The organism is Streptomyces sp. ME02-8801-2C, assembly GCF_033793965.1.
In the GTDB taxonomy this organism is placed as follows: domain Bacteria; phylum Actinomycetota; class Actinomycetes; order Streptomycetales; family Streptomycetaceae; genus Streptomyces.
In genome coordinates this window covers 134,035-158,125 of sequence record NZ_JARAXP010000001.1, presented here as the reverse complement: position 1 = coordinate 158,125, position 24,091 = coordinate 134,035, and the positions used below count along the sequence as shown (strand labels likewise).

Genomic DNA, 24,091 nt, shown 5'->3' with positions numbered 1-24,091 from the left:
AGCCGGTCGTTCGTTCGGTCGTCTGGTTGTCAGATTCCGTCCACGAGGGGGGTCAGCACTTGGTGCTGGCCCTTTTCTCGTTGGTCTCGTTCCTGGCTCTGTCGGGGGGTGGGTACGGCGGGCAGAGGTTGGTCGAGGCCGAAGGTGGTGAAGGCGGTTCTGGTGGGCTGGGGGTAGGGGGCGCTGCCGGTGAGGGAGTTGAGGATGGCGGCGCTGCGCCAGGCGACGAGTCCGAGGTCGGGGGTGCCGACGCCGTGGGTGTGGAGTTCGGCGTTCTGGACGTAGACGTGGCTGCCTGTGCCGGTGATGGCGGGGTCGAGGACGAGTCTGAACTGTTCGTCGATGCGGGGGCGTTGGGCGTTGTCGCGGCGGAGGTAGGGGTCGAGGCCGGCGAGGATGCGGTCGAGGGGGCGGTCTCGGTAGCCGGTGGCGAGGACGACGGCGTCGGTGGTGAGGCGGGAGCGGGTGCCCTGTTGGGTGTGTTCGAGGTGGAGTTCGACTTTGGTGGTGGCGACGCGGCCGGCGGTGCGGACGTGGACGCCGGGGGTGAGGACGGCGTCGGGCCAGCCGCCGTGGAGGGTGTGGTTGTAGAGCTCGTCGTGGATGGCGGCGATGGTGTCGGCGCTGATGCCCTTGTGGAGTTGCCACTGCGCGGCGATGAGGCGGTCGCGTACGGGTTCGGTGAGGGCGTGGAAGTAGCGGGTGTGGTCGGGGGTGAAGTGTTCGAGGCCGAGTTTGGAGTACTCCATGGGGGCGAAGGCCTCGGTGCGGCCCAGCCAGTGGATTTTCTCGCGGCCGGCGGGGCGGTGGCGCAGGAGGTCGAGGAAGATCTCGGCGCCGGTCTGTCCTGAGCCGATGACGGTGATGTGTTCGGCGGTGAGGAGCCGGTCGCGGTGGGCGAGGTAGTCGGCCGCGTGCAGGACGGGCACGGTGGGGGCTTCGACGAGGGGTTTGAGGGGTTCGGGGATGTAGGGCTCGCTGCCGATGCCGAGGACGACGTTCTTCGTGTAGGTGCGGCCTAGGGCTTCGGCTTCGCCGTCGGTGTCGAGTTGGGTGTAGTCGACTTCGAAGACGTCTCGTTCGGGGTTCCAGCGGACGGCGTCGACCTGGTGTCCGAAGTGGAGTCGGGGGAGGTTCTGGCTGACCCAGCGGCAGTAGGCGTCGTATTCGGCGCGGCGCGTGTGGAAACGCTCGGCGAAGTAGAACGGGAAGAGCCGGTCGAGGCTCTTGAGGTAGCTGAGGAAGGACCAGGGGCTGGTGGGGTCGGCAAGGGTGACCAGGTCGGCGAGGAAGGGGACTTGGACGGTGGAGCCCTCGATGAGGAGTCCGGGGTGCCAGTCGAAGCGGGGGTGTTGTTCGTAGAAGACGGTGTCGAGGTCGGCGAGGGGCTGGGCGAGCGCGGCGAGGGAGAGGTTGCAGGGGCCGATGCCGATGCCGACGAGGTCGTGGGGGGTGTCCGGGGTGTGGGGGGTGGGGGCGGCGGGCACCGGACTGTCGGCGGGCGTGGGGGGTGTCATCGGGGGGTGTTTCCTTCCACAAGTTTCAGGAGTGCTGCCAGGTCGTCGGGCCGGGTGTGGGGGTTGAGGAGGGTGGCTTTGAGCCAGAGGCGGCCGTCGAGGTGGGCTCGGCCGAGTACGGCGCGGCCGTCGTGGAGGAGTTTTCGGCGTACGTCGGCGACGGCGTCGTCGGTTGCTTCGGTGGGCCGGAAGAGGACGGTGCTGATGGTGGGCGCGTCGTGGAGTTCGAAGCCGGGGTGGGCCCGGATCTGGCGGGCGAACTCCTGGGCGTGCTCGCAGACCTGGTCGACGAGGGCGGCGAGTCCTTGGCGGCCGAGGGTTTTGAGGGTGACGGCGATCTTGAGGATGTCGGGTCGGCGGGTGGTGCGCAGGGAGCGGCCGAGGAGGTCGGGGAGGCCTGCTTCGGTGTCGTCGTCGGCGTTGAGGTAGTCGGCGCGGTGGGCGAGGGCGGTGAGGTCGCCCGGGTTCTTGACGGTGAGGAGGCCTGCGGCGACGGGTTGCCAGCCGAGTTTGTGCAGGTCGAGGGTGACGGTGTCGGCGTGTTCGAGGCCGGTGAGTTTGGGGCGGTGGCGTTCGCTGAGGAGGAGTCCCCCGCCGTAGGCGGCGTCGACGTGGAGTCGGGCGCCGTGGGCGGCGCAGAGGGCGGCGATCTGGGGCAGTGGGTCGATGAGTCCGGCGTCGGTGGTCCCGGCGGTGGCGGCGACGAGGAGAGAGCCGCGGGGGCCTGCCAGTGCCGTCAGGGCTTCGTCGAGGGCGGCGGGGTCGAGGGTGCCGGCGGGGGCGGGGATCACGACGGGTTCGGGGAGTCCGAGGAGCCAGGCGGCGCGGGGCAGGGAGTGGTGGGCGTTGGCGCCGTGGGCGAGGCGGACGCCGGGGTGTGCCTCGCGGGCGAGGAGCAGGGCGAGTTGGTTGGATTCGGTGCCGCCGGTGGTGACGAGGGCGTCGGCGGCGCCGGTCTCGGCGGCGAGGGCGCGAGTGACGAGGGTTTCGAGTTCGGAGGCGGCCGGGGCCTGGTCCCAGGAGTCGAGGGACGGGTTGAGGACGCCGGCGGCGAGGTCGGCGGCGGTGGCGACGGCGAGGGGTGGGCAGTGGAGGTGGGCGGCGCAGTGAGGGTGGGCGGGGTCGGCGGCGCCTTCGGCGAGGGCGCGTACGAGGTCGTGGAGGGCGCCTGGGTCGCCCTGGTCGGGCAGTACGTCTCCGAGGGCGTCGCGCATGCGCTGGGCGACGGTCGCGGGTCCGCCGGCCGGGAGGGGGCCTCGGCGCGCCTGTCCGCCGTCGGCGAGGGCGTCGAGGACCGTGTCGAGCAACGGCCGCAGGGCGTCGGGGCCTTGGGCGCCCGAGGCGAGGGGCGGTATGCGCATGGTGGTCCTCCCGGGGCGCGTGGCTGGGGAGTTCCAGCTTGGACGGGGCTGGGGCGACGCGCCCGGGAAGACCAACGATCGGAACCCGAAAGGGGGTACGGGAGTTGTGTGGGGCGGGTGTGTGGGGCAGAGGGGTGGCCCCTGCCCCACGCGCGCGCCTGTGCGCCGGTCGGCTGTTCCGTGCCCCTTCGTGCCCGTTCCGGCCCCCTGGGGCGTTACGCCTGTTCCGGTGCCCCTTCCCGGACGCGCAGTGCGCGTGCCAGGTCGTCGAGCTGGTCGATGAGTTTGCGGCTCAGGGACGGTATGGGGGCGGCGTCGCGCAGGCACTTCTCGCCGAGGCGGAGGGTTTCGGGGGTGACGGCGCCCGCCGGGAAGGCCCAGCGGCCGGCGGCGTCGGCCATGGCGGGGCCTCGGCGGGCGGCGACGGCGACGGCGTCGGTCCAGTAACGCTTGACGTACTCCTCGGTGAGGTCGGTCTGTTCGGGCTGCCAGAAGCCCTGGGCGGTGGCGACGAAGAGGTAGTTGGAGAGGGTGTCCTCGGTGAACATCTGTTCCCAGGCGCGGCGTTTGGTCTCGGGGTCGGGCAGTGCGGCGCGGCAGCGGGCGGCGCCTTCCTGGCCGGAGGCGCTGGGGTCGCGGGCGAGTTCCGCGTCGATCTCCGTCTCGTCGGTGGCGCCCAGTACGGCGAGGCGGGCCAGGACGCGCCAGCGCAGTTCGGGGTCGAGTTCGGGGCCGCCGGGGACGGTGCCGTCGGCGAGCCAGGCGGCGATGGTGTCGGGGTGGGCGGCGACGGCGATGAAGTGGCGTACGGCGATGAGCCGCAGGCCGGGGTGGTCGCCGTCCTCGGTGCGTCGGATGAGGTCGCGGCACAGTGAGGCGAGGGTGGCGAGGGCCGCGGGGCGTTCCTGCGGGGGCAGGTAGCGGTCGGCGACGACGGTGGAGGCGAAGGTGAGAACGCCCTGGACGAGGGCGAGGTCCGTTTCGCGCGGGAGGTGGGCGCGGACGGTCTCCAGGTAGTCGGCGGGCGGGAGTTGGCCGTCGCGTACGGCGTCGCGCAGGGCGTTCCAGACGACCGCGCGGGTGAGCGGGTCGGGGATGCCGGAGAGGGCGGCGCGGACGGTCTTGAAGGACTCGGTGTCGAAGCGGACCTTGGCGTAGGTCAGGTCGCCGTCGTTGACGAGGAGCAGGGCGGGGCGTTTGCCGATGGGGTGCGGGGCGTCCTGCGGGATGTCCAGGTCGAGGCGCTCGCGGAGGGCGAGGGTGCCGTCGCCGGCCACGTCGTGGTCGTAGAGGCCTATGGCGACGCGGTGGGGGCGGCTGCCGTCGTGGCGGACGGTGAGGGTGTAGCCGGCCGCGTCGCCGTTGGTGAGGCGTGGGGTGAGGGTGTCGACGCCGGTGGTGCGCAACCAGGCGTCGGCCCAGGCGTGGACGTCGCGTTCGGTGGCGGCGGCGAGGGAGTCGATGAAGTCGGCGAGGGTGGCGTTGCCGAACTTGTGCCGGGCGAAGTGGGTGTTGATGCCGGTGAGGAAGTCCTTCTCGCCGAGCCAGGCGACGAGTTGGCGCAGGGCGGAGGCGCCCTTGGCGTAGGAGATGCCGTCGAAGTTGACGAGGGCGGCGGCGGTGTCGTCGACGGCTTCGGGGGCGACGGGGTGGGTGGAGGGGCGTTGGTCGGCGTCGTAGCCCCAGGCTTTGCGGGAGACGCCGAAGTCGGTCCAGGTGTCGGTGTAGCGGGTGGCTTCGGTGAGGGTCTGGTAGCCCATGTACTCGGCGAAGGACTCGTTGAGCCAGATGTCGTCCCACCACTGGAGGGTGACGAGGTCGCCGAACCACATGTGGGCCATCTCGTGGGCGATGACCATGGCGCGGGTCTGGCGTTCGGTGTCGGTGACGGCGGAGCGGTAGACGAACTCGTCGCGGAAGGTGACGAGGCCGGGGTTCTCCATGGCGCCGAAGTTGAACTCGGGGACGAACGCCTGGTCGTAGGAGTCGAAGGGGTAGGGCTCCTCGAACTTCTCGTGGTAGCGGTCGTAGCACGCGCGCGTGATGTCGAGGAGTTCGTCGGCGTCGGCGTCGAGGTGGGGGGCGAGGGAGCGGCGGCAGTGGAGGCCGAAGGGGAGGCCGCGGTGTTCGCTGCGGACGGAGTGCCAGGGGCCGGCGGCGACGGCGACGAGGTAGGTGGAGATGCGGGGGGTGGGGGCGGCCTGCCAGAGTCCGTCGGCGGTCTCCGTGGTGATGCCGTTGGCGAGGACGGTCCAGCCCTCGGGGGCGCGGACGGTGAACTCGAAGACGGCCTTGAGGTCGGGCTGGTTGAAGTTGGCGAAGACGGCTGCCGCGTCCTCCAGGGACATCTGGGTGTAGAGGTAGGTCTCGTCGTCGACGGGGTCGGTGAAGCGGTGCATGCCCTCGCCGGTGCGGGAGTAGCGCATCGCGGCGTCCACACGCAGTTCGTGCTCGCCCTCGGCGAGGCCGGTCAGGGGCAGTCGGCCGTCGGTGAGGGTGCTGGTGTCCAGGGGGCGGCCGTCGAGGGTGGCGGAGCGCAGCTCGGCGGGCCTGACCTCGACGAACGTGTCCGCGCCGGTGTGGCCCGCCGTCACCGCGAAGCGGATCACGGTACGGGAGTCGAAGGTGTCGTCCCCGGTGGTGAGGTCGAGTTCGACCGTGTACCGGTGGACGTCCAGGAGGGTGGCACGGGCTTGCGCTTCGTCGCGCGTCAGTACGGACATGGAGGACATGCTGCCTGATGCCGCTGACAGGGCACAGGGGCGGATCGGTACACGGTGTTTGTCCGTTCGTGCGCCCCTGCCTCCGGTGCGGCTCGCGAGACCGTTTGTGGGCCGTTCGCGGCCTGTTGGCGGTGCGCGGACGCGGCGCCTAGGCGCGGTCGTCCTCCAGGGCGTGGGTGAGCGCGTCGTGGTCCTTGACGAGGGCGCGGAGGTCCCGCACCTCCTGTTCGAGGGCCTGGTGGCGGCGGTGGGCGTCGTAGAGGTAGCGGACCTTGGTGCGCAGGGTCCAGGGGTCGATGGGTTTGGTGACGAGGTCGGCGACGCCGAGTCGGAAGGCGGTGGAGGTGAGTTCGGCGTCGGGGCCGAAGCCGGTGAGCAGGACGACGGGGATGTGCTGGGTCTGTTCGAGCCGGCGCAGGTAGCGCACGACGTCGAGGCCGCCGTCGCCCGGCATCCGGACGTCGAGCAGGAGGAGGCCGACCTGCCCGCGCAGTACCTGTTTGAGCGCCTCGTCGCCGCTGGTGGCGCGGGCGAGCGGGTGGCCGAGGGGGGCCAGGGCGCTCTCCAGGGCGTACAGGGTGTCCTCGTGGTCGTCGACGATGAGGATCCTGGCATCCGACGGCATGGCCCGACGTCCCCTCCCGTGTGGACAACCAGCAGGTGCCCGCTGACGCTGACGCGCAGTGCTCGTCAGTTGACTGCGAGTGCACATGGAGTGCACTGCGCAGCATGCCTCCGCGGGTGCCCGGCTGTCACGCCCCGGTGGTCAACTCACCGACGGTTTCCCGCCGTTCAGGGCGTCGTCGGCGATGCGCTCGTGGTGTCGGATCACCTCGGCGATGATGAAGTTGAGGAGTTTCTCGGCGAAGGCGGGATCGAGGTTGGCGCTTTCGGCGAGTCGGCGCAGCCGGGCGATCTGCTGGGCCTCGCGGTTGGGGTCCGCGGCGGGCAGCTGATGGGCGGCTTTGAGGTGGCCGACCTGCTGGGTGCACTTGAAGCGCTCGGCGAGCATGTGGACGACGGCGGCGTCGATGTTGTCGATGCTCTCGCGCAGCCGGCCCAGTTCCGCGCGGATCGTGGGGTCGACTTCACGGTTGTTGCTGGTGGTCATGGGCGTCCACATTACGTGGCGCGAATCGGGCGGGCTCGTGGGGCGTCGGGGTTTCACGGGGTGGGTGAGGTAGGCGCGATCTCGGTGTTACGTGGCGTGCGGGTGTTCGATCATCGGTGGGTCGGCGGGATCGGGAACACGGTCGCTCCAGCCGCCGGGGACAGTGCGCCGCTGCTGAGCACGGAAACGAACCGGGGCCATGCCCACGCGGCGGGTGAACAGGCGCGAGAAGTAGGCGGGGTCGTCGTAGCCGACGCGGCGGGCGACTGTGGCGACGGGCAGTTCGGTGGTGGCGAGGAGTTCCTTGGCGCGGCTCAGCCGGATGCCCAGGAGGTAGTCCTTGGGGCTGCAGCCGGCGCCGCGTCGTACGGCGGTGCGCAGTTCGGCGGGGGTCATGCCGTGCCGGGCGGCGTGTTCGGCGACGGTCAGGGGAAGGCAGGCGTCGCGGGCGAGGGCGGCGAGGACCTGGTCGCCGTCGGGTGCGAGGTCGGCGCGGGTGCGGCGCAGGGTGACGAGGAGTTCGTGTACGGCGGCTGCCGTCTCGACCTCGAGGATGGGGTTGTCGCGGCGTGCGGCGCGGGCCATGCGTCGGATCACGGCTCGGGCGGGGCCCGCGTCGGTGAGGGGGACGAGGGGCCGCTCGGGTTCGATGTAGCCGAGTTCGGCGTACGTGGCGGTGGCGGGGCCGGTGAAGTCGACGAACGCCTCGTCCCAGCCGGTGTCGGGGTCGGGCCCGTAGTGGTGGGCGGTGCCGGGGGTGAGCCAGATCAGGGCGGGCGCGGTGACGGGTCTGCGGCGTCCGTCGGAGCCCTGGAACCAGCCCCGGCCGCCGCTGACGACGACGGCCACGTGGTGGTCGAGGACGCGGGGGCCGACCGTGGGCAGGGCGCCGTGCTGGAGGCCGACGCCGAGGCAGACGAGGCCGAGCCGGTGGTGGGCGGGCGCGGGGCTGAAGAAGCGCATCCAGGTGCGGTACATCCGCGTTCCTCCCGCCCGCGTCGCGGTCGCCTCTCCGAGCCGCCGATCCGGGAACCGGGTCCAGCGCCCAAGGTCTGAGAGGTCCAAGGTCCAACTGGCGCTGATCTTCGTCCATGGACGCTGTCGGCCGCCAGGGGTGCGGACGGGGGACCCGGGCGAGTTCACGGTGGGTGCGCTCTCCGGGTACGGGGACGCGCCGCGGCGGCGCTCTTCGGATACGGGGACGCACCCCGGCCCGAACCGGCGCCCACACCTGCCGCGTTGGGCGCCCGGCCCCCGCGCGCGTGAGGGAAGCATCCGGCGGGGCTGGCCGCCCCGCCGGACTCGGGGTCCTACAGCGCGGACGCCGCCCGGGCTATGTCCTTCGCGAACGTGGACACCTGGGAGTAGACGCCGGGTACGCCGGGCCGGGCGCAGCCGTCGCCCCAGCTGACGATGCCGACCTGGATCCAGGCGCCGGTGTTGTCCCTGCGGAACATGGGCCCGCCGGAGTCGCCCTGGCAGGTGTCGACGCCGCCCGCGAGGTAGCCGGCGCACAGTTCGTCACCGGGCACGAGACGCTTGCCGTAGTGCAGTTTGCAGCCCGCGTCGCTGACGTAGGGGACGGTGGCCTTCAGGAGCTTGGTCGTGCCGGTGCCCTGGTTCTCCTTGGTGTCGCCCCAGCCCGCGATGGTGAACGTGCCGCGGTTGTACTGCGTGGTCGTGGCGATCTTGAGCGTGGGCTTGTTGATCGGCCGGGCGAGCTTGATGAGCGCCCAGTCCTTGCCCATGCCGTCGTAGCCCGGGGCCTGGCGGACCTTGGTCGACTTGACCTTGATCGCCCCCGAGGCGTTCAGGTCGGCGACGCCCGCGGTGACGGTGATGCCGGTGTTGGTACCGGAGCCGTCCACGCAGTGGGCGGCGGTCAGGACGACGTCCTTCTTGTAGAGCGCGCCACCGCAGCCCATCGAGAGGTGCACCAGCCACGGGAACTCGTTCTGCGCGGCGGGCGTTCCTCCTATGACCGGCGCGGGCGCGGCCTGGGCGGCCAGCGGCTGGAGGCTCGCGATCGCGAGGGCCGCGGCCCCGACCGCCGCGGCCCGCTTGACCACGGAGAGACCTCTTCCGGCCGACGAGGTAGGGATCAACGTACGTCCTTTCGTATGTGCGGGGGTGTGATGACAAAGAACGCAAGTATGAAGATCGATGCGGGTGCGGGGCAAGGGCACATCTCACGTGCCCTTGAGGGAACCGGACGGAGGGAAATCCGCTCTTACTGACGGCTCCCCGGCACGTATCGCGGAGAAGGGTTCAGGGCGTCTGGGGGTGAGGACGTGGCGAACGGCGGACCGGTTGAGCACGGCTACCCACATCTGGAGACGGTGCGGGCCGCGATCAACGCGCTCTACAAAAGGCTGTCGTACGACACCGTCCAGACCTTCTCGACCAGCGTGGCCCCTGCCGACGTGGCCTTCTGCGACACCGACGACCTGTATCCGGGTGTGCAGCGCGTGGCCCGCGAGATGGTTCGGCACTACCGGCTTCCGGACGCGCGCATGATCGTCGGTTTCCGTGCGATGACCCACGCGGCGAATGTCGAACTGGCGGCGGGACCCGAGTACTTCATCGAGTTGAACGACCGTTTCCGCACCCACCGCAGGGACATCGGCGCGGCCCTCGCCCACGAGGTGATGCATGTCTATCTGCACCGCCTCGACCTGTCCTTCCCGGGTACGCGGGACAACGAGATCCTCACGGACACGGCGGCGGCCTACCTGGGCGCGGGCTGGCTGCTCCTGGACGCCTTCCGGGAGGACGCGACCTCCTCGCAGAAGCTCGGCTATCTCACGCCGGAGGAGTTCGGGTACGTCCTGGCCAAGCGGGCGCTGGTGTTCGACGAGGACCCGGCGATCTGGTTCACCAGCCCGCAGGCGTACACGGCGTACACGGCGGGCAGGGAGCTGGCCCGCCGGGACACACGCCAGCCCCCGCTGACAGCGGCCGGCTGGACGGGCCGCCGACAGTACGCACGCGACCGCCGCCATGCCCAGGACCAGCACGCGCCGACGGTTTCCCAACCGCCCGGTGTCCCGTACAGCTTCACTCCCGCCAGGCAGGAGGAACACGACCGGCTGCGGGTCTCGTTCCCCTGCCCGACCTGTCACCAGCGCATCAGGGTGCCGGTGCGAGGGCGGATGCGGGCGCGGTGCGGGGTGTGCCGGACGGTGCTGGAGTGCGACACGTGACATCAGGGAAACGTGGGGCATTTCACCCCGAAACCCTTTGCCTCACCGCCTCTTGGGGAGCGATGGTCGGAAGGTATGAACGGGCAGCGACCTCCGAACGGCAGTGAGCGCGAGCGCGATCTCTTCACCGCGGTGTACGAAGGTGACGAGGACGCGGTCGTACGGCTGCTGCGCCTCGGGGTGAGCCCGGAAGCGGTGGACGAGGACGGCCAGACCGCCCTGTATGTGGCGGCGGTGAGCGACGCGCCCGGCATCGTACGGCTGCTGCTGTCCGCCGGTGCCGCGCCCGACCGGCTGAGCGTGGGCTCCGACCTCCCGCTGTGCGGGGCGGCCTGCGGCGGCCACACCGAGGTCGTGCGCGCCCTGCTCGCTTCCGGGGCCGTGCCGGACGCGGTGGAGGCGTTCGGTTTCACGGCCCTGGCCTGGGCCCTGCGATGCGGTCACGCGTCGGTGTCCGAGGCCCTCCTGGCAGCGGGCGCCGACCCGAACCGCCCCGGCCCGACCGGCGAACCCCCACTGGTCACGGCCGCCCGCCGGGGCTCTCCCGCCTGCGTACGTTCCCTGCTGGCCCACGGCGCCGGGTCGAGGGTGGAAGCACTGACGGAGGCCCGCCGCTGGACCCGCCTGGACATCGCGACAGAACTCCGGGCGAGCCTGGCACGCGCCCACGGCTTCGGCGGCGAGTACGTGACGCGCCGCTGGCCGGACAGCGTGTCCGTGGAACTGGTCCGAGACGGAACCACAGTGGCAGAGACAGACCAGGGAACCGGCCACGCGGAGATCGTGGAGGTGTTGGAGGGGGTATTGGGCCTCGGATGAGGCCACCATCACCTACTGCCGCACGACAGCCCGGGCCGACACCTTCAGCCCGTCCGGCGTTTGAGGACAAGGCCCGTTCAGGGCCGTAGGGGGGCCTGGGGGCACAGCCCCCAGGGATGGGACGGGTAGGGGCGGCGGGGGCGAAAAAACAGGCCAGCCCTCATCCGCCGTCACCCCCACCCTTGTTGGCCGTAGCCGCATCCAGAAACGCCGGCCACTCCCCCCCACCATGCACCAACAGACTCGCCCCACTGACATACGCCGCCGCATCGGACGCGAGAAACACCACCGCACCCCCCACATCACCCGGCTCCGCAAGCCGCCCCGCAGGAACCGTGCGAGCAACGGCCTCAACCCCGTCAACACCCCCGTAGTGCAGATGGGACTGTTCCGTGCGAACCATGCCGACGACAAGCGTGTTGACCCGTACCTCCGGAGCCCACTCCACGGCCATCGACCGAGCGAGATGCTCCAGCCCCGCCTTGGCGGCCCCGTACGCGGCGGTCCCGGGCGAGGGCCGGCTCCCGCTGACGCTGCCGATCATCACGACGGACCCCCGGGCCCGCTTCAGATGCTCGTACGCGGCGAGGGAGACAGTGAGCGGCGTGATCAGATTCAACTCGACAACACGCACATGCCGCTCGACATCCGCGCCTCCACCCAAAGGCCGATAGGGACTCCCCCCCACGTTGTTGACCAGCACATCGAGTCGAGGCAGCCCCCCGACGAAGTCGTACACGGCGGCCCGGTCCCGAAGATCGACGGCCCTGAACTCCACACCAGGCAACGGGACTTCGGGCGGTCGACGAGCACAGACCACCACCTCCGCCCCCGCCTCGGCGAGGGCACGGGCAACCCCCGCGCCGACTCCCCGGGTACCACCGGTGACAAGCGCGACCCGCCCACTCACCGCACCGCCCACCGAACCCCTCCCCCCACCCTTCCCCGAGCCGTTCACAGCCGTTCACAGCCGTTCACAGCCGTTCGATGATCGTCACGTTCGCCTGCCCCCCGCCCTCGCACATCGTCTGGAGCCCGAACCGCCCACCCGTGCGCTCCAGTTCGTGCAGGAGGGTCGTCATCAGCTTGACGCCTGTCGCACCCAGGGGATGGCCGAGGGCTATCGCACCGCCGTTGACGTTGACCCTGGCCGGATCCGCGCCGGTCTCCTTCAGCCAGGCCAGGACCACCGGGGCGAACGCCTCGTTGATCTCGACGAGGTCGATGTCGTCGATGGACATGGCGGTCTTCTTGAGGGCGTGGGCGGTGGCCGGGATCGGCGCCGTCAGCATCCGGATGGGGTCCTCGCCCCGTACGGAGAGATGGTGGACGCGCGCTCGGGGCCGCAGCCCGTGTTCGCGTACCGCCCGCTCGGAGGCGAGGAGCATCGCGGCGGCGCCGTCGGAGACCTGGGAGGAGCAGGCGGCGGTGATGGTGCCGCCGTCGATGACGGGTTTCAGGCCGGCCATCTTGGCCAGGGAGGTGTCCCGGCGCGGGCCCTCGTCGACGTCCACCGTCTCGTAGGGCACGGTCTCGCGCGTGAAGCGGCCCTCGTCGATGGCCCGGACCGCCCGCTCGTGCGAGAGCAGGGCGAACTCCTCCTGGTCCTGCCTGCTGATGCCCCACTTGGCGGCGATCATCTCGGCGCCGGCGAACTGGTTCACCGGCCGCTCCCCGTACCGTGCCCGCCAGCCCGCGCTGCCCGCGAAGGGGCCCTCCGTGAGCCCCAGGGGCAGGGCCGCCTGGCGGGAGGCGAAGGCGATCGGGATCATCGACATGTTCTGGACGCCGCCCGCGACGACCAGGTCCTGGGTGCCGGACAGCACGGCCTGCGCGGCGAAGTGCACGGCCTGCTGGGAGGACCCGCACTGCCGGTCGACGGTCACGCCCGGCACCTCCTCGGGCAGCCCGGCGGCCAGCCAGCTGGTGCGGGCGATGTCACCGGCCTGCGGTCCCACGGTGTCCAGGCACCCGAAGACGACGTCCTCGACGGCGGCCGGGTCGACCCCGGACCGCGCCATGAGCGCCGTCAGCGCGTGCGCGCCGAGGTCCGCCGGATGGACACCGCTCAGACCACCCCCGCGCCGCCCGACGGGCGTACGGACCGCTTCGACGATATAGGCCTCGGCCATGGCAACTCCCTCACAGGGCTACACAATGCGGCTGCACAATGCGGCTATTCACGTACGGCGATTCCGTCCAGGACCATCGACAGGTACTGGCGGGCGATCTCCTCCGGGCTGTGCTGTCCGCCCGGCCGGTACCAGGACGCGGCGACCCACACGGTGTCGCGCACGAAGCGGTAGGTGAGGCGGATGTCGAGGTCGGCGCGGAAGACCTCGGCGGCGACTCCGCGTTCGAGCGTGGACAGCCACGCCTTCTCGAATCTGCGCTGTGACTCGGCGAGGAACGCGAACCGCTCCTGCGTGACGAGGTGCTGGGACTCCTTCTGGTAGATGGCGACGGCGGCGCGATGCCGGTCGATCTCTCTGAACGACTCGGTGACCAGCGCCTCCAGCGTTTCGCGGGGCCCGGACTCGGCGTCCAGGACGATGTCGTAGCCGTTCCACAGTTCGTCGAGGAACGTGCGCAGGATCTCCTCCAGCATCGATTCCTTGGAGTCGAAGTGGTAGTAGAGGCTGCCCGCGAGCATGCCGGCGTGGTCCGCGATCTTGCGTACGGTGGTGGCGTTGTAGCCCTGTTCGGCGAACACCTCGGCGGCGGTGTCGAGGAGTTCACGGCGGCGGGCGGGCACGGCGGTCACCTGGGGCTTCTTCTTCGTAGGAGGCACGCGTCCATTGTGGTCCCAGACATGAGCCGGCCTACGGGTGCTGGCTGCTGACGGAGACGACTTCTCCGGTCAGGTAGGAGGAGTAGCCGGAGGCCAGGAACACGATGACGTTGGCTATCTCCCAGGGCTCGGCGTACCGCCCGAAGGCCTCACGGGCCGTCAGTTCGGCCAGGAGTTCGGGCGTGGTCACCTTCACGAGGTGGGGATGCATGGCGAGGCTCGGTGACACCGCGTTGACCCGGACCCCGTACTCGGCCGCCTCGATCGCCGCGCTGCGGGTCAGCGCCATGACACCGGCCTTCGCGGCGGCGTAGTGCGCCTGCCCGGCCTGGGCCCGCCAGCCGACGACGGACGCGTTGTTGACGATCACGCCACCCGACCCGCCCTCGCGAAAGGCGCGCAACGCGGCCCGTACGCACCGGAATGTGCCGCCCAGCGTCACGTCGAGCACCTTCGACCACTGCTCGTCCGCCATGTCGACGAGGGTCGAAGTGCCCCCGAGACCGGCGTTGTTGACGACTATGTCGAGGCGGCCGTGCACACGCACGGCCATGTCGAAGAGTGCCTGCACCTGGCGTTCGTCGGTGACGTCGCAGGGCAGCGCGTCGACACCGTCGAACTCCCCCGCCAGCTCCCCCTCGTACTCCTTGAGCCGCCGGGTGTGCGCGTCGCTGATCAGCACGCGAGCGCCTTCCTCGAGGAAGCGGCGGGCGGTGGCCCCGCCGATCCCCGCGCCCGCGGCTGCCGTGATCACGGCGGTGCGGCCTTTCAGCAGCCCATGTCCGGGTACGTACGCCGGACTGTCGACGTCTCCCATGAACCCACCGTAACCTACCAAACACTTGTTAGGGAAGGTGGGCGGGCCAGAGGACTCAGTGGTGGTGATCGCCGCTCGTGAGTTCCCGGTACTCCTCCGGTGTCGGCTTGGGGATCCGGGTGTCGGGCCCGAACATGGACCGGGCCAGCCGTGCCCGCAGCCGCTGTGCGGGCGTGACCCGGCGCCGGACGCCGTTGCTGTCGACGAGCGGGCCGATCTCGTACGGCGGGGACTGTTCGTGCTGGGTGAGGGTGAACAGCGCCTCCTGCGGGAGTCGTTCGTGGACCTCGATGTACTCGCCGTGCGGAAGCCGCTTGATGACCCCCGTCTCCCTGCCGTGCAGCACCTTGTCGCGGTCGCGGCGCTGGAGCCCCAGACAGATCCGCTTCGTCGCGACGAAGGCGACCACCGGCACTACGAAGAAACCGACCCGCACGAACCAGGTGATCGTGTTGATCGACAGATGCAGATGGGTGGCCACGATGTCGTTGCCGCCACCGATCAGCAGCACGCCGTAGAGGCTCAGCCAGGCCACGCCGAGTCCCGTACGGACCGGGACGTTGCGCGGTCGGTCGAGAATGTGGTGCTCGCGTCGGTCGCCGGTGATCCAGCCCTCGATGAACGGATAGACGCCGATGGCCGCCATGATGAGCGGGAAGAGGGAGAAGGGAATGAAGACGCCGAGCACCAGGGTGTGGCCCCAGGCGTTGATCTCCCATCCCGGCATCACCCGGATCAGCCCCTCGGAGAAGCCGAGGTACCAGTCGGGTTGGGCGCCGGTGGTGACAAGGTCCGCGCGGTAGGGGCCGAACGCCCAGACGGGGTTGATGCTGGCGATGGCACCCATGACGGCCAGCACGCCGAAGGTGAGGAAGAAGAAGCCGCCCGCCTTCGCCATGTAGACCGGCAGGAGGGGCATCCCGACGACGGTTTTCTCGTCGCGGCCGGGCCCCGGGTACTGCGTGTGCTTGTGGTAGAAGACCAGGATCAGATGGGCGACGACCAGCCCCAGCATGATCCCCGGCAGCAACAGCACATGGATCGGGAAGAGCCGCGAGATGATGTCGTGGCCCGGGAACTCCCCGCCGAAGAGGAACATGGAGAGGTACGTCCCCACGACCGGGACGGACAGGATCGCGCCGTCGGCGAAGCGGAGGCCGGTGCCGGAGAGCAGGTCGTCGGGGAGTGAGTAGCCGGTCAGGCCGGTGATGATGCCGAGGAACAACAGGGTCCAGCCGAAAACCCAGTTGAGCTCGCGCGGCTTGCGGAACGCGCCGGTGAAGAAGACCCGCATCATGTGGATGAGCATCCCGGCGACGAAGACGAGCGCCGCCCAGTGGTGGATCTGCCGGATCAGCAGTCCGCCGCGCACGTCGAAACTGATGTCGAGCGTGGACTCGTACGCCCTGGTCATGATGACGCCGTTGAGCGGTGTGTACGTGCCGTTGTAGACGACCTCGACGCCGCTCGGTTCGAAGAACAGGGTGAGGTAGACACCGGTGAGGATCAGGACGAGGAAGCTGTAGAGGCAGACCTCGCCGAGCATGAAGGACCAGTGGTCCGGGAAGACCTTGCGCATGTTGGCCTTGGCGAGGGCGTAGAGGCCCAGCCGTCCGTCGGCCCAGTCGGCCAGCTTCTCACCCCTCGGAACCTCGCCTCTGCGCGCGTAACTCCCTTTGCCCGAAGCCGTGTTCATCCGTACTGCCTCCCCCTCGGATCTTCCTCAGGGTGGCACGAGGGCTCGCCGATGCCAACGGTGCGTACGCCGGTGTCAGCCGACGATTCCCTCGGCCCGAGCGGCGACCAGCCACTTCGGGAACTCCCCCACCAGACGGTCGTACAACTCGTCGTCGGAGACGGCGCGCGGGTCCGAACCGGCGTGGAAGAACCCGGCGTTGTCGACGACCCGCCGCTGCGGCACCGCCAGCTCGTCGAGCCTGCGCAGGAAGTCGAACTGTTTGCTGCCGGCGTCCCCGAAGCCGATGAACTGCCAGAACAGCGGCAGCCGGGCCGACTTGCAGACGTACCGTTCGGCGGCGAGCTTGTTGATGGGCCCGCCGTCCGTCTGGAAGACGACGAGGGCGGGGGCCGTCGACCCGCTGTCGAGGTAGTGCTCGATGACGGCGTCCATGGCGAGGTGATAGCTGGTTTTGCCCATGTGACCGAGCCCGGCCACGATCCGGTCGACGCTCCCCGCGTGGTCGTCGAGCGCGATTCCGGCCACGGCGTCGACATCGGTGGAGAAGAAGACGACGGGTACCGTCCCGTCGTCGTCGAAGTGGGCCGCCAGCCCCAACACCCGGTCGGCGAGCGCCTGCACGCTGCCGTCCTTGTAGTACGGCTTCATCGAACCGGAGTAGTCGATCACCAGATAGACGGCCGCCCGCTGACCGTCGAGCCCGTGCCGGTCCACGGCCGCCCCGGCGCTCTTGTAGAGGCTGACCAGCGCGGGCGCTGTCTCCTGCACCTTGGTGAGACTGATCGCGGCCACGGGTGGCTCCTTACCGGAATGTGCCGAACTGACGCAATTGCTGAGAGTACGTCACCCGGACGAGCGACAGCCCCCCATACTCTGTGACTCATGAAACGAACCGGCGTTCTCCTCCTCGCCGTTGTGCCGCTGCTGGCGACGACAGCCTGCCTGTCGGTCAGGTCGGACGACTCCCGCGGCCCCGACGCCAAGCGGGTGGAGGCCGGCCCGTTGGAGGCGGAGACCACGCTCGCGGACCCGGCGAAGAAGGAGCTCGCCCAGCAGATCGTGGCGAGCGCCGAGAACGGGACGCTCGACTGGCGCAGCGCGTACGGCTATGTCGAGGACATCGGCGACGGACAGGGCTACACGGCCGGCGTCATCGGCTTCTGCACGGGCACCCACGATCTGCTCACCCTCGTCGAGGACTACACGAAGGACCACCCGGACAACGCGCTCGCGCCCTACCTTCCCGCACTGCGCAGGGTCGACGGTACGGACTCGCACGAGGGGCTCGATCCGGGGTTCCCGGCGGCCTGGAAGCAGGAATCGAAGGTCGCCGCGTTCCGGCAGGCGCAGGACGAGAAACGGGACGTCGGATACTTCGAACCGGCGCTGCGGCTCGCCGTCCGTGACGGGCTGGGACTGCTGGGCCAGTTCGTCTACTACGACGCGATGGTCTACCACGGTCCCGGCGACGACTGGTTCAGCACGGGCGGCATTCGCGCCGCCGCCCTGAGGAAGGCCGACAGCCCGGCGGAGGGCGGCGCCGAGAAGGCTTACCTGGGCGCGTTCCTCGACGTCCGCCGCAAGGCGATGCTGGACAAGAGGCCGGGCGTGGACACCAGCCGCCTCGACACGGCCCAGCGGCGCTTCCTCGACGAGGGGAACCTGGAACTGCGTACACCGCTGGAGTGGAAGGTGTACGGGGACACGTACAAAGTGCCGTAGGACGTGCCGCGGCGCCCGCCAACGTCCGGTCGGGGACTGTGGCGAGCGCCGTGGTGTGTTCGTTCCGTACGCCGTTGTACGGGACGTCTTTGGTGGGCCCGTCAGACCGTCAGGGAACGGTCCGTCGGGCGGATCGGGGCCGGGAGGTCGCTCGCGCCCGTGAGGAAGCGGTCGACTCCGCGGGCCGCCGAGCGGCCCTCGGCGATGGCCCAGACGATGAGCGACTGGCCGCGGCCGGCGTCACCGGCGACGTACACGCCGGGGACGTTGGTCTGGAAGTCGGCGTCGCGGGCGATGTTGCCGCGCGCGTCGAGGTCCAGGCCGAACTGCTCGACCAGGCCGTTGTCGCGGTCGGTGCCCGTGAAGCCCATGGCGAGGGTGACCAGCTGGGCGGGGATCTTCCGCTCCGTGCCCGGCTTCGGGGTCAGCTTGCCGTCGATGAACTCGACCTCGGTGAGGTGCAGCCACTGCACGTTGCCGTGCTCGTCGCCCTCGAAGTGGGTCGTCGAGACGGAGTAGACGCGCTCGCCGCCCTCCTCGTGCGCCGAGGTGACCTTGTAGAGCATGGGGAACGTCGGCCAGGGCTGCCCCGGGTTCCGCTCCTCGCCCGGGCGGGGCATGATCTCCAGCTGGGTGACGGAGGCCGCGCCCTGGCGGTGGGCGGTGCCCACGCAGTCCGCGCCGGTGTCGCCGCCGCCGATGACCACGACGTGCTTGCCCTCGGCGGTGACCGGCGGGGCCACGAAGTCGCCCTCCTGCACCTTGTTCGCCAGGGGCAGGTACTCCATCGCCTGGTAGACGCCCTTGAGCTCGCGGCCGGGGACCGGGAGGTCACGGGCGGTGGTCGCACCGGCGGCGATCACGACGGCGTCGTACCGCTTGCGCAGGTCCGTCGCCTTGAGGTCGCGGCCGATCTCGATACCGGTACGGAAGCGGGTGCCCTCCGCACGCATCTGCTCGATACGGCGGTTGATGTGCCGCTTCTCCATCTTGAACTCGGGGATGCCGTAGCGCAGGAGGCCACCGATGCGGTCCGCGCGCTCGTACACCGCGACCGTGTGACCGGCCCGCGTCAGCTGCTGGGCGGCGGCGAGACCCGCCGGGCCCGAGCCGATGACCGCGACCGTCTTGCCGGAGAGGCGCTCCGGGGACTGGGGGGCGACATCGCCCGTCTCCCAGGCCTTGTCGATGATCGAGACCTCGACGTTCTTGATGGTCACCGCGGGCTGGTTGATGCCCAGCACGCACGCCGACTCGCACGGAGCCGGGCACAGACGGCCGGTGAACTCCGGGAAGTTGTTCGTGGCGTGCAGGCGCTCGGACGCCGACGTCCAGTCCTCGCGGTAGGCGTAGTCGTTCCACTCGGGGATCAGGTTCCCCAGCGGACAGCCGTTGTGGCAGAACGGGATACCGCAGTCCATGCAGCGGCCGGCCTGCTTGCTGATGATCGGCAGCAGGGAGCCGGGAACGTAGACCTCGTTCCAGTCCTTGAGACGGACGTCCACCGGGCGGGACTTGGCGACCTCGCGGCCGTGGTTCAGAAAGCCCTTGGGATCAGCCATTGGTCGCCGCCTCCATCATCTTCTCGGTGATCTCGGACTCGGTGAGTCCGGCTCGCTCGGCGGCGTCCTTGGCGGCGAGCACTGCCTTGTACGTACCGGGGATGATCTTGCTGAATCGCTCCACCGCGACATCCCACTCGGCCAGGATCTTCTCGGCGACCGTCGAGCCGCTCTCCTCCTGGTGGCGGCGCACGACGTCGTGCAGCCACTGCTTGTCGGAGTCGTCGAGGGCCTCGACCGCGTCCACGTTGCCGGCGTTGACGTTGTCGCGGTTCAGGTCGATGACGTACGCGATACCGCCCGACATACCGGCCGCGAAGTTGCGGCCCGTCTCGCCGAGGACGACCGCGCGTCCGCCGGTCATGTACTCGCAGCCGTGGTCGCCCACGCCCTCCGAGACGACCGTCGCACCGGAGTTGCGGACACAGAACCGCTCGCCCGTACGACCGCGCAGGAACAGCTCGCCGCCGGTCGCGCCGTACGCGATGGTGTTGCCCGCGATCGTCGAGTACTCGGCGAGGTGGTCGGCGCCCCGGTCGGGACGGACGATCACCCGGCCGCCGGAGAGGCCCTTGCCGACGTAGTCGTTGGCGTCGCCCTCGAGGCGCAGCGTGACACCGCGCGGCAGGAACGCGCCGAAGGACTGGCCGGCGCTGCCGGTGAAGGTGATGTCGATGGTGTCGTCGGGCAGACCGGCCCCGCCGAACTTCTTCGTCACCTCGTGGCCGAGCATCGTGCCGACCGTGCGGTTGATGTTGCGGATGGCGACCTGGGCGCGGACCGGCTGGGCGTCGGTCGCGCTGTTCGCGGCGAGGGCGTCGGCGGCGAGCTTGATGAGCTCGTTGTCTAGCGCCTTCTCCAGGCCGTGGTCCTGCTCGATGACCTGGTGCAGCGGGGTGCCCTCGGGCAGCTCCGGCACGTAGAAGAGCGGGGACAGGTCCAGGCCCTGCGCCTTCCAGTGGGTGATCGCCCGCTCCACGTCGAGGGACTCGGCGTGGCCGACGGCCTCCTGGATGGTGCGGAAGCCCAGCTCGGCGAGGATCTCGCGGACCTCTTCGGCGATGAACTGGAAGAAGTTCACGACGTACTCGGCCTTGCCGGCGAACCGGTCGCGGAGCACCGGGTTCTGGGTGGCGATGCCGACCGGGCAGGTGTCGAGGTGGCAGACGCGCATCATGACGCAGCCGGAGACGACGAGCGGCGCGGTCGCGAAACCGAACTCCTCGGCGCCGAGCAGCGCGGCGATGACGACGTCACGGCCGGTCTTGAGCTGGCCGTCGGTCTGGACGACGATGCGGTCGCGCAGGCCGTTGAGCAGCAGCGTCTGCTGGGTCTCGGCGAGGCCGAGCTCCCAGGGACCACCGGCGTGCTTGAGCGAGGTGAGCGGCGAGGCGCCCGTTCCGCCGTCGTGGCCGGAGATGAGGACGACGTCCGCGTGGGCCTTCGACACACCGGCGGCGACCGTGCCGACGCCGACCTCCGAGACCAGCTTCACGTGGATCCGCGCCTGCGGGTTCGCGTTCTTCAGGTCGTGGATGAGCTGGGCGAGGTCCTCGATGGAGTAGATGTCGTGGTGCGGCGGCGGCGAGATGAGGCCGACACCGGGGGTGCTGTGCCGGGTCTTGGCGACCCACGGGTACACCTTGTGGCCGGGCAGCTGGCCGCCCTCGCCGGGCTTGGCGCCCTGGGCCATCTTGATCTGGATGTCGTCCGCGTTGACCAGGTACTCGGAGGTGACTCCGAAGCGGCCGGAGGCGACCTGCTTGATGCTGGACCGGCGCGCCGGGTCGTACAGGCGCTCCGGGTCCTCGCCGCCCTCACCGGTGTTGGACTTGGCGCCCAGCTGATTCATGGCGATGGCGAGGGTCTCGTGCGCCTCCAGGGAGATGGAGCCGTACGACATGGCGCCGGTGGAGAACCGCTTGACGATCTCGCTGACCGGCTCGACCTCGTCGATGGAGATCGAGGGGCGGTCGGACTTGAAGCCGAACAGGCCGCGCAGCGTCATCAGGCGCTCGGACTGCTCGTTCACCCGGTCCGTGTACTTCTTGAAGATGTCGTAGCGGCGGGTGCGCGTGGAGTGCTGGAGGCGGAAGACCGTCTCCGGGTCGAACAGGTGCGGTTCGCCCTCGCGGCGCCACTGGTACTCGCCGCCTATCTCCAGGGCGCGGTGTGCCGGGGCGATGCCGGAGGCGGGGTACGCCTTGGCGTGCCGGGCGGCGACCTCCTTGGCGATGACGTCGATGCCGACGCCGCCGATCTTGGTGGCGGTGCCGTTGAAGTACTTCTCGACGAAGGCCGTGTCGAGACCGACGGCCTCGAAGACCTGGGCGCCCCGGTAGGAGGCGACGGTCGAGATGCCCATCTTGGACATGACCTTGAGGACGCCCTTGCCGAGCGCGTAGATCAGGTTGCGGATTGCCTGCTCGGGCTCGCTGCCGGGCAGGAATGTACCGGCGCGGACCAGGTCCTCGACGGACTCCATCGCCAGGTACGGGTTCACCGCGGCGGCGCCGAAGCCTATGAGCAGGGCGACGTGGTGGACCTCGCGGACGTCACCGGCCTCGACCAGCAGGCCCACCTGGGTGCGCTGCTTGGTGCGGATGAGGTGGTGGTGGACGGCGGCGGTGAGCAGCAGCGACGGGATCGGGGCGTGCTCGGCGTCCGAGTGGCGGTCCGACAGGACGATGAGGCGGGCGCCGTTGTCGATGGCCGCGTCGGCCTCGGCGCAGATCTCGTCGAGGCGGGCGGCGAGGGAGTCGCCGCCGCCGCTGACCCGGTAGAGGCCGGAGAGGGTCGCGGCCTTCATGCCGGGCATGTCGCCGTCGGCGTTGATGTGGATGAGCTTGGCCAGCTCGTCGTTGTCGATCACCGGGAAGGGCAGGGTGACGCTGCGACAGGAGGCGGCGGTCGGCTCCAGCAGGTTGCTGGCGGGGCCGAGGGAGGAGCGCAGGCTGGTGACCAGCTCCTCGCGGATGGCGTCCAGCGGCGGGTTGGTGACCTGCGCGAACAGCTGGGTGAAGTAGTCGAAGAGCAGGCGGGGACGCTCACTCAGCGCGGCGATCGGCGAGTCGGTGCCCATGGAACCGAGGGGCTCGCCGCCGGTCTTGGCCATCGGCGCGATGATGACGCGCAGCTCTTCCTCGGTGTAGCCGAAGGTCTGCTGGCGGCGGGTGACCGAGGCGTGGGTGTGCACGATGTGCTCGCGCTCGGGGAGGTCGGAGAGCTCGATCTCGCCGGCCTCCAGCCACTCCGCGTAGGGCTGCTCGGCGGCGAGGCCGGCCTTGATCTCGTCGTCCTCGATGATGCGGTGCTCGGCGGTGTCGACGAGGAACATCTTGCCGGGCTGGAGGCGGCCCTTGCGGACGACCTTCGCGGGGTCGATGTCGAGGACGCCGACCTCGGAGCCGAGGACGACGAGGCCGTCGTCGGTGACCCAGTAGCGGCCGGGGCGCAGTCCGTTGCGGTCGAGGACCGCGCCGACCTGGACGCCGTCGGTGAAGGTGACACAGGCCGGGCCGTCCCAGGGCTCCATCATCGTGGAGTGGAACTGGTAGAAGGCGCGGCGGGCCGGGTCCATGGAGTCGTGGTTCTCCCACGCCTCCGGGATCATCATCAGCACGGAGTGGGGCAGCGAACGGCCACCGAGGTGGAGCAGCTCGAGCACCTCGTCGAAGGACGCGGAGTCGGAGGCGTCGGGCGTGCAGATCGGGAAGACCCGGTCCAGGCCCTTGTCGCCGAAGAGGTCGGAGACGAGCTGCGACTCACGCGCCCGCATCCAGTTCCGGTTGCCCTTGACCGTGTTGATCTCGCCGTTGTGGGCGACGAAGCGGTACGGGTGGGCGAGCGGCCACGACGGGAAGGTGTTCGTGGAGAAACGCGAGTGGACGAGCGCGACGGCCGACGCGAAGCGGCGGTCGGACAGGTCCGGGAAGAAGGGCTCGAGCTGGCCGGTGGTCAGCATGCCCTTGTAGACGATGGTCCGCGCGGACAGCGAGGGGAAGTAGACGCCGACCTCGCGCTCGGCGCGCTTGCGCAGCGCGAAGGCCTTGCGGTCGAGGTCGATGCCCTTGGCGGGCACCGCGGCGCTGTCCGCGACGAAGATCTGCCGGAAGGCGGGCATCGTCGAGCGGGCGGTGGCGCCGAGGAGTCCGGGGGCGACGGGGACCTCGCGCCAGCCGAGGACGGTCAGGCCCTCGTCGGCTGCGATCGTCTCGATGCGTGAGACGGCCTCGGCGGTCGTCGGGTCGGTCTCGGTCGCCGTCTCCTCCGGGAGGAAGGCGATGCCGACCGCGTAGGCGCCGGCCTCGGGCAGCTCGAATCCGGCCACCTCGCGGAAGAACGCGTCCGGGACCTGCGACAGGATGCCGGCGCCGTCGCCGGAGTCGGGCTCGGAGCCGGTGGCACCGCGGTGCTCGAGGTTACGCAGAACCGTGAGCGCCTGCTCGACCAGCGCATGGCTCGCCTCGCCGGTGAGGGTGGCCACGAAGCCGACGCCACAGGCGTCGTGCTCGTTGCGGGGGTCGTACATACCCTGCGCAGCAGGGCGAGCATCCATGAAGGACCACTTCTGGCCATTCTCGGAATGCTGGGACGGCTGGCGCGGCGTACGCATCGGCTCTCCCGTCGTCGTTGTGTGGCATATGCATTAAGCCGAGGGACGACGCTGGCCCTCTTGGAGTGCAAAATTTCACGCAGGTTACATGATGGGGCGATTCTCGGGAACCGGATATCGCGTACCAACATGCGGACACCGCGGTGCGCGG

18 protein-coding genes are annotated in these 24,091 nt (G+C 70.1%); 3 read left to right on the top strand and 15 right to left on the bottom strand.

The genetic code is table 11. From position 1 onward, the window contains the following. Nucleotides 1–29 precede the first annotated feature (29 nt). The 7 genes from PV396_RS00715 to PV396_RS00685 all read right to left on the bottom strand — a co-directional run bounded on the left by PV396_RS00715 (nt 30) and on the right by PV396_RS00685 (nt 8,781). The gene (locus PV396_RS00715; RefSeq protein WP_319199589.1) at nt 30–1,517 is read right to left on the bottom strand and encodes a lysine N(6)-hydroxylase/L-ornithine N(5)-oxygenase family protein; all 1,488 of its coding nucleotides are present in this window, start codon (nt 1,515–1,517) and stop codon (nt 30–32) included. Continuing rightward, complete coding sequence (locus PV396_RS00710) at nt 1,514–2,878, bottom strand: pyridoxal phosphate-dependent decarboxylase family protein (protein ID WP_319199588.1); 1,365 nt, start codon at nt 2,876–2,878, stop codon at nt 1,514–1,516. Before PV396_RS00710 ends, PV396_RS00715 begins: the two co-directional genes overlap by 4 nt. A gap of 215 nt (nt 2,879–3,093) precedes the next feature. Further along, entirely contained in the window at nt 3,094–5,601 is a 2,508-nt protein-coding gene (gene pepN, locus PV396_RS00705; protein WP_319199587.1) for an aminopeptidase N, read from the bottom strand. A gap of 148 nt (nt 5,602–5,749) precedes the next feature. Then, entirely contained in the window at nt 5,750–6,226 is a 477-nt protein-coding gene (locus tag PV396_RS00700; protein WP_319199586.1) for a two-component system response regulator, read from the bottom strand. Between the two features lie 141 nt (nt 6,227–6,367). Next, nucleotides 6,368–6,712, bottom strand: coding sequence for a chorismate mutase (locus tag PV396_RS00695; RefSeq protein WP_319199585.1), 345 nt, complete (start codon nt 6,710–6,712; stop codon nt 6,368–6,370). A gap of 87 nt (nt 6,713–6,799) precedes the next feature. Continuing rightward, nucleotides 6,800–7,690 carry an AraC family transcriptional regulator gene (locus PV396_RS00690; RefSeq protein WP_319199584.1) on the bottom strand — a complete coding sequence of 297 codons (891 nt, stop codon included), beginning with the start codon at nt 7,688–7,690 and terminating at the stop codon, nt 6,800–6,802. Between the two features lie 332 nt (nt 7,691–8,022). Next, the gene (locus PV396_RS00685; RefSeq protein ID WP_319199583.1) at nt 8,023–8,781 is read right to left on the bottom strand and encodes a serine protease; all 759 of its coding nucleotides are present in this window, start codon (nt 8,779–8,781) and stop codon (nt 8,023–8,025) included. Between the two features lie 222 nt (nt 8,782–9,003). Here PV396_RS00685 and PV396_RS00680 point away from each other — a divergent pair, with 222 nt between their 5' ends. After that, a complete protein-coding gene (locus PV396_RS00680) occupies nt 9,004–9,915 on the top strand; it encodes a hypothetical protein (protein WP_319199582.1) in 912 nt (303 codons plus the stop codon). Nucleotides 9,916–9,990: 75 nt separating this feature from the next. Beyond that, the gene (locus tag PV396_RS00675; protein WP_319199581.1) at nt 9,991–10,734 is read left to right on the top strand and encodes an ankyrin repeat domain-containing protein; all 744 of its coding nucleotides are present in this window, start codon (nt 9,991–9,993) and stop codon (nt 10,732–10,734) included. 160 nt (nt 10,735–10,894) lie between these two features. Here PV396_RS00675 and PV396_RS00670 read toward each other — a convergent pair whose 3' ends face one another. The 6 genes from PV396_RS00670 to PV396_RS00645 all read right to left on the bottom strand — a co-directional run bounded on the left by PV396_RS00670 (nt 10,895) and on the right by PV396_RS00645 (nt 16,833). Then, on the bottom strand, nt 10,895–11,656 hold the full coding sequence (locus PV396_RS00670) for an SDR family oxidoreductase (protein WP_319199580.1): 762 nt from the start codon (nt 11,654–11,656) through the stop codon (nt 10,895–10,897). A 52-nt stretch (nt 11,657–11,708) separates the two neighbouring features. Beyond that, complete coding sequence (locus PV396_RS00665; RefSeq protein WP_319199579.1) at nt 11,709–12,866, bottom strand: acetyl-CoA C-acetyltransferase; 1,158 nt, start codon at nt 12,864–12,866, stop codon at nt 11,709–11,711. Between the two features lie 44 nt (nt 12,867–12,910). Next, nucleotides 12,911–13,525: a TetR/AcrR family transcriptional regulator gene (locus PV396_RS00660; protein WP_319199578.1), complete on the bottom strand. Its 615-nt coding sequence runs from the start codon at nt 13,523–13,525 to the stop codon at nt 12,911–12,913. Between the two features lie 31 nt (nt 13,526–13,556). Beyond that, the gene (locus PV396_RS00655) at nt 13,557–14,342 is read right to left on the bottom strand and encodes an SDR family oxidoreductase (protein WP_319199577.1); all 786 of its coding nucleotides are present in this window, start codon (nt 14,340–14,342) and stop codon (nt 13,557–13,559) included. 55 nt (nt 14,343–14,397) lie between these two features. Further along, nucleotides 14,398–16,038, bottom strand: a complete 1,641-nt coding sequence (locus PV396_RS00650) for a cytochrome bc complex cytochrome b subunit (RefSeq protein WP_319199576.1) — start codon at nt 16,036–16,038, stop codon at nt 14,398–14,400. A 75-nt stretch (nt 16,039–16,113) separates the two neighbouring features. Beyond that, entirely contained in the window at nt 16,114–16,833 is a 720-nt protein-coding gene (locus PV396_RS00645) for a VWA domain-containing protein (RefSeq protein WP_319199575.1), read from the bottom strand. Between the two features lie 90 nt (nt 16,834–16,923). Here PV396_RS00645 and PV396_RS00640 point away from each other — a divergent pair, with 90 nt between their 5' ends. After that, on the top strand, nt 16,924–17,763 hold the full coding sequence (locus PV396_RS00640) for a chitosanase (RefSeq protein WP_319199574.1): 840 nt from the start codon (nt 16,924–16,926) through the stop codon (nt 17,761–17,763). A 101-nt stretch (nt 17,764–17,864) separates the two neighbouring features. On the opposite strand, the gene PV396_RS00635 is transcribed toward PV396_RS00640, so the two are convergent. Both PV396_RS00635 and gltB read right to left on the bottom strand, forming a co-directional pair. Continuing rightward, nucleotides 17,865–19,325: a glutamate synthase subunit beta gene (locus tag PV396_RS00635; RefSeq protein ID WP_319199573.1), complete on the bottom strand. Its 1,461-nt coding sequence runs from the start codon at nt 19,323–19,325 to the stop codon at nt 17,865–17,867. Further along, the gene (gene gltB, locus PV396_RS00630) at nt 19,318–23,940 is read right to left on the bottom strand and encodes a glutamate synthase large subunit (protein WP_319199572.1); all 4,623 of its coding nucleotides are present in this window, start codon (nt 23,938–23,940) and stop codon (nt 19,318–19,320) included. The genes PV396_RS00635 and gltB overlap by 8 nt, the downstream gene beginning before the upstream one ends. Between the last annotated feature and the right edge of the window lie 151 nt (nt 23,941–24,091).

Excerpts from the sequence above, each read along its gene's own strand:
- PV396_RS00715 (WP_319199589.1), bottom strand. The coding sequence starts at position 1,517 with ATGACACCCCCCACGCCCGCCGACAGTCCGGTGCCCGCCGCCCCCACC.
- PV396_RS00710 (WP_319199588.1), bottom strand. The coding sequence starts at position 2,878 with ATGCGCATACCGCCCCTCGCCTCGGGCGCCCAAGGCCCCGACGCCCTG.
- pepN (WP_319199587.1), bottom strand. The coding sequence starts at position 5,601 with ATGTCCGTACTGACGCGCGACGAAGCGCAAGCCCGTGCCACCCTCCTG.
- PV396_RS00700 (WP_319199586.1), bottom strand. The coding sequence starts at position 6,226 with ATGCCGTCGGATGCCAGGATCCTCATCGTCGACGACCACGAGGACACC.
- PV396_RS00695 (WP_319199585.1), bottom strand. The coding sequence starts at position 6,712 with ATGACCACCAGCAACAACCGTGAAGTCGACCCCACGATCCGCGCGGAA.
- PV396_RS00690 (WP_319199584.1), bottom strand. The coding sequence starts at position 7,690 with ATGTACCGCACCTGGATGCGCTTCTTCAGCCCCGCGCCCGCCCACCAC.
- PV396_RS00675 (WP_319199581.1), top strand. The coding sequence starts at position 9,991 with ATGAACGGGCAGCGACCTCCGAACGGCAGTGAGCGCGAGCGCGATCTC.
- PV396_RS00665 (WP_319199579.1), bottom strand. The coding sequence starts at position 12,866 with ATGGCCGAGGCCTATATCGTCGAAGCGGTCCGTACGCCCGTCGGGCGG.
- PV396_RS00655 (WP_319199577.1), bottom strand. The coding sequence starts at position 14,342 with ATGGGAGACGTCGACAGTCCGGCGTACGTACCCGGACATGGGCTGCTG.
- PV396_RS00650 (WP_319199576.1), bottom strand. The coding sequence starts at position 16,038 with ATGAACACGGCTTCGGGCAAAGGGAGTTACGCGCGCAGAGGCGAGGTT.
- PV396_RS00640 (WP_319199574.1), top strand. The coding sequence starts at position 16,924 with ATGAAACGAACCGGCGTTCTCCTCCTCGCCGTTGTGCCGCTGCTGGCG.
- PV396_RS00635 (WP_319199573.1), bottom strand. The coding sequence starts at position 19,325 with ATGGCTGATCCCAAGGGCTTTCTGAACCACGGCCGCGAGGTCGCCAAG.
- gltB (WP_319199572.1), bottom strand. The coding sequence starts at position 23,940 with ATGCGTACGCCGCGCCAGCCGTCCCAGCATTCCGAGAATGGCCAGAAG.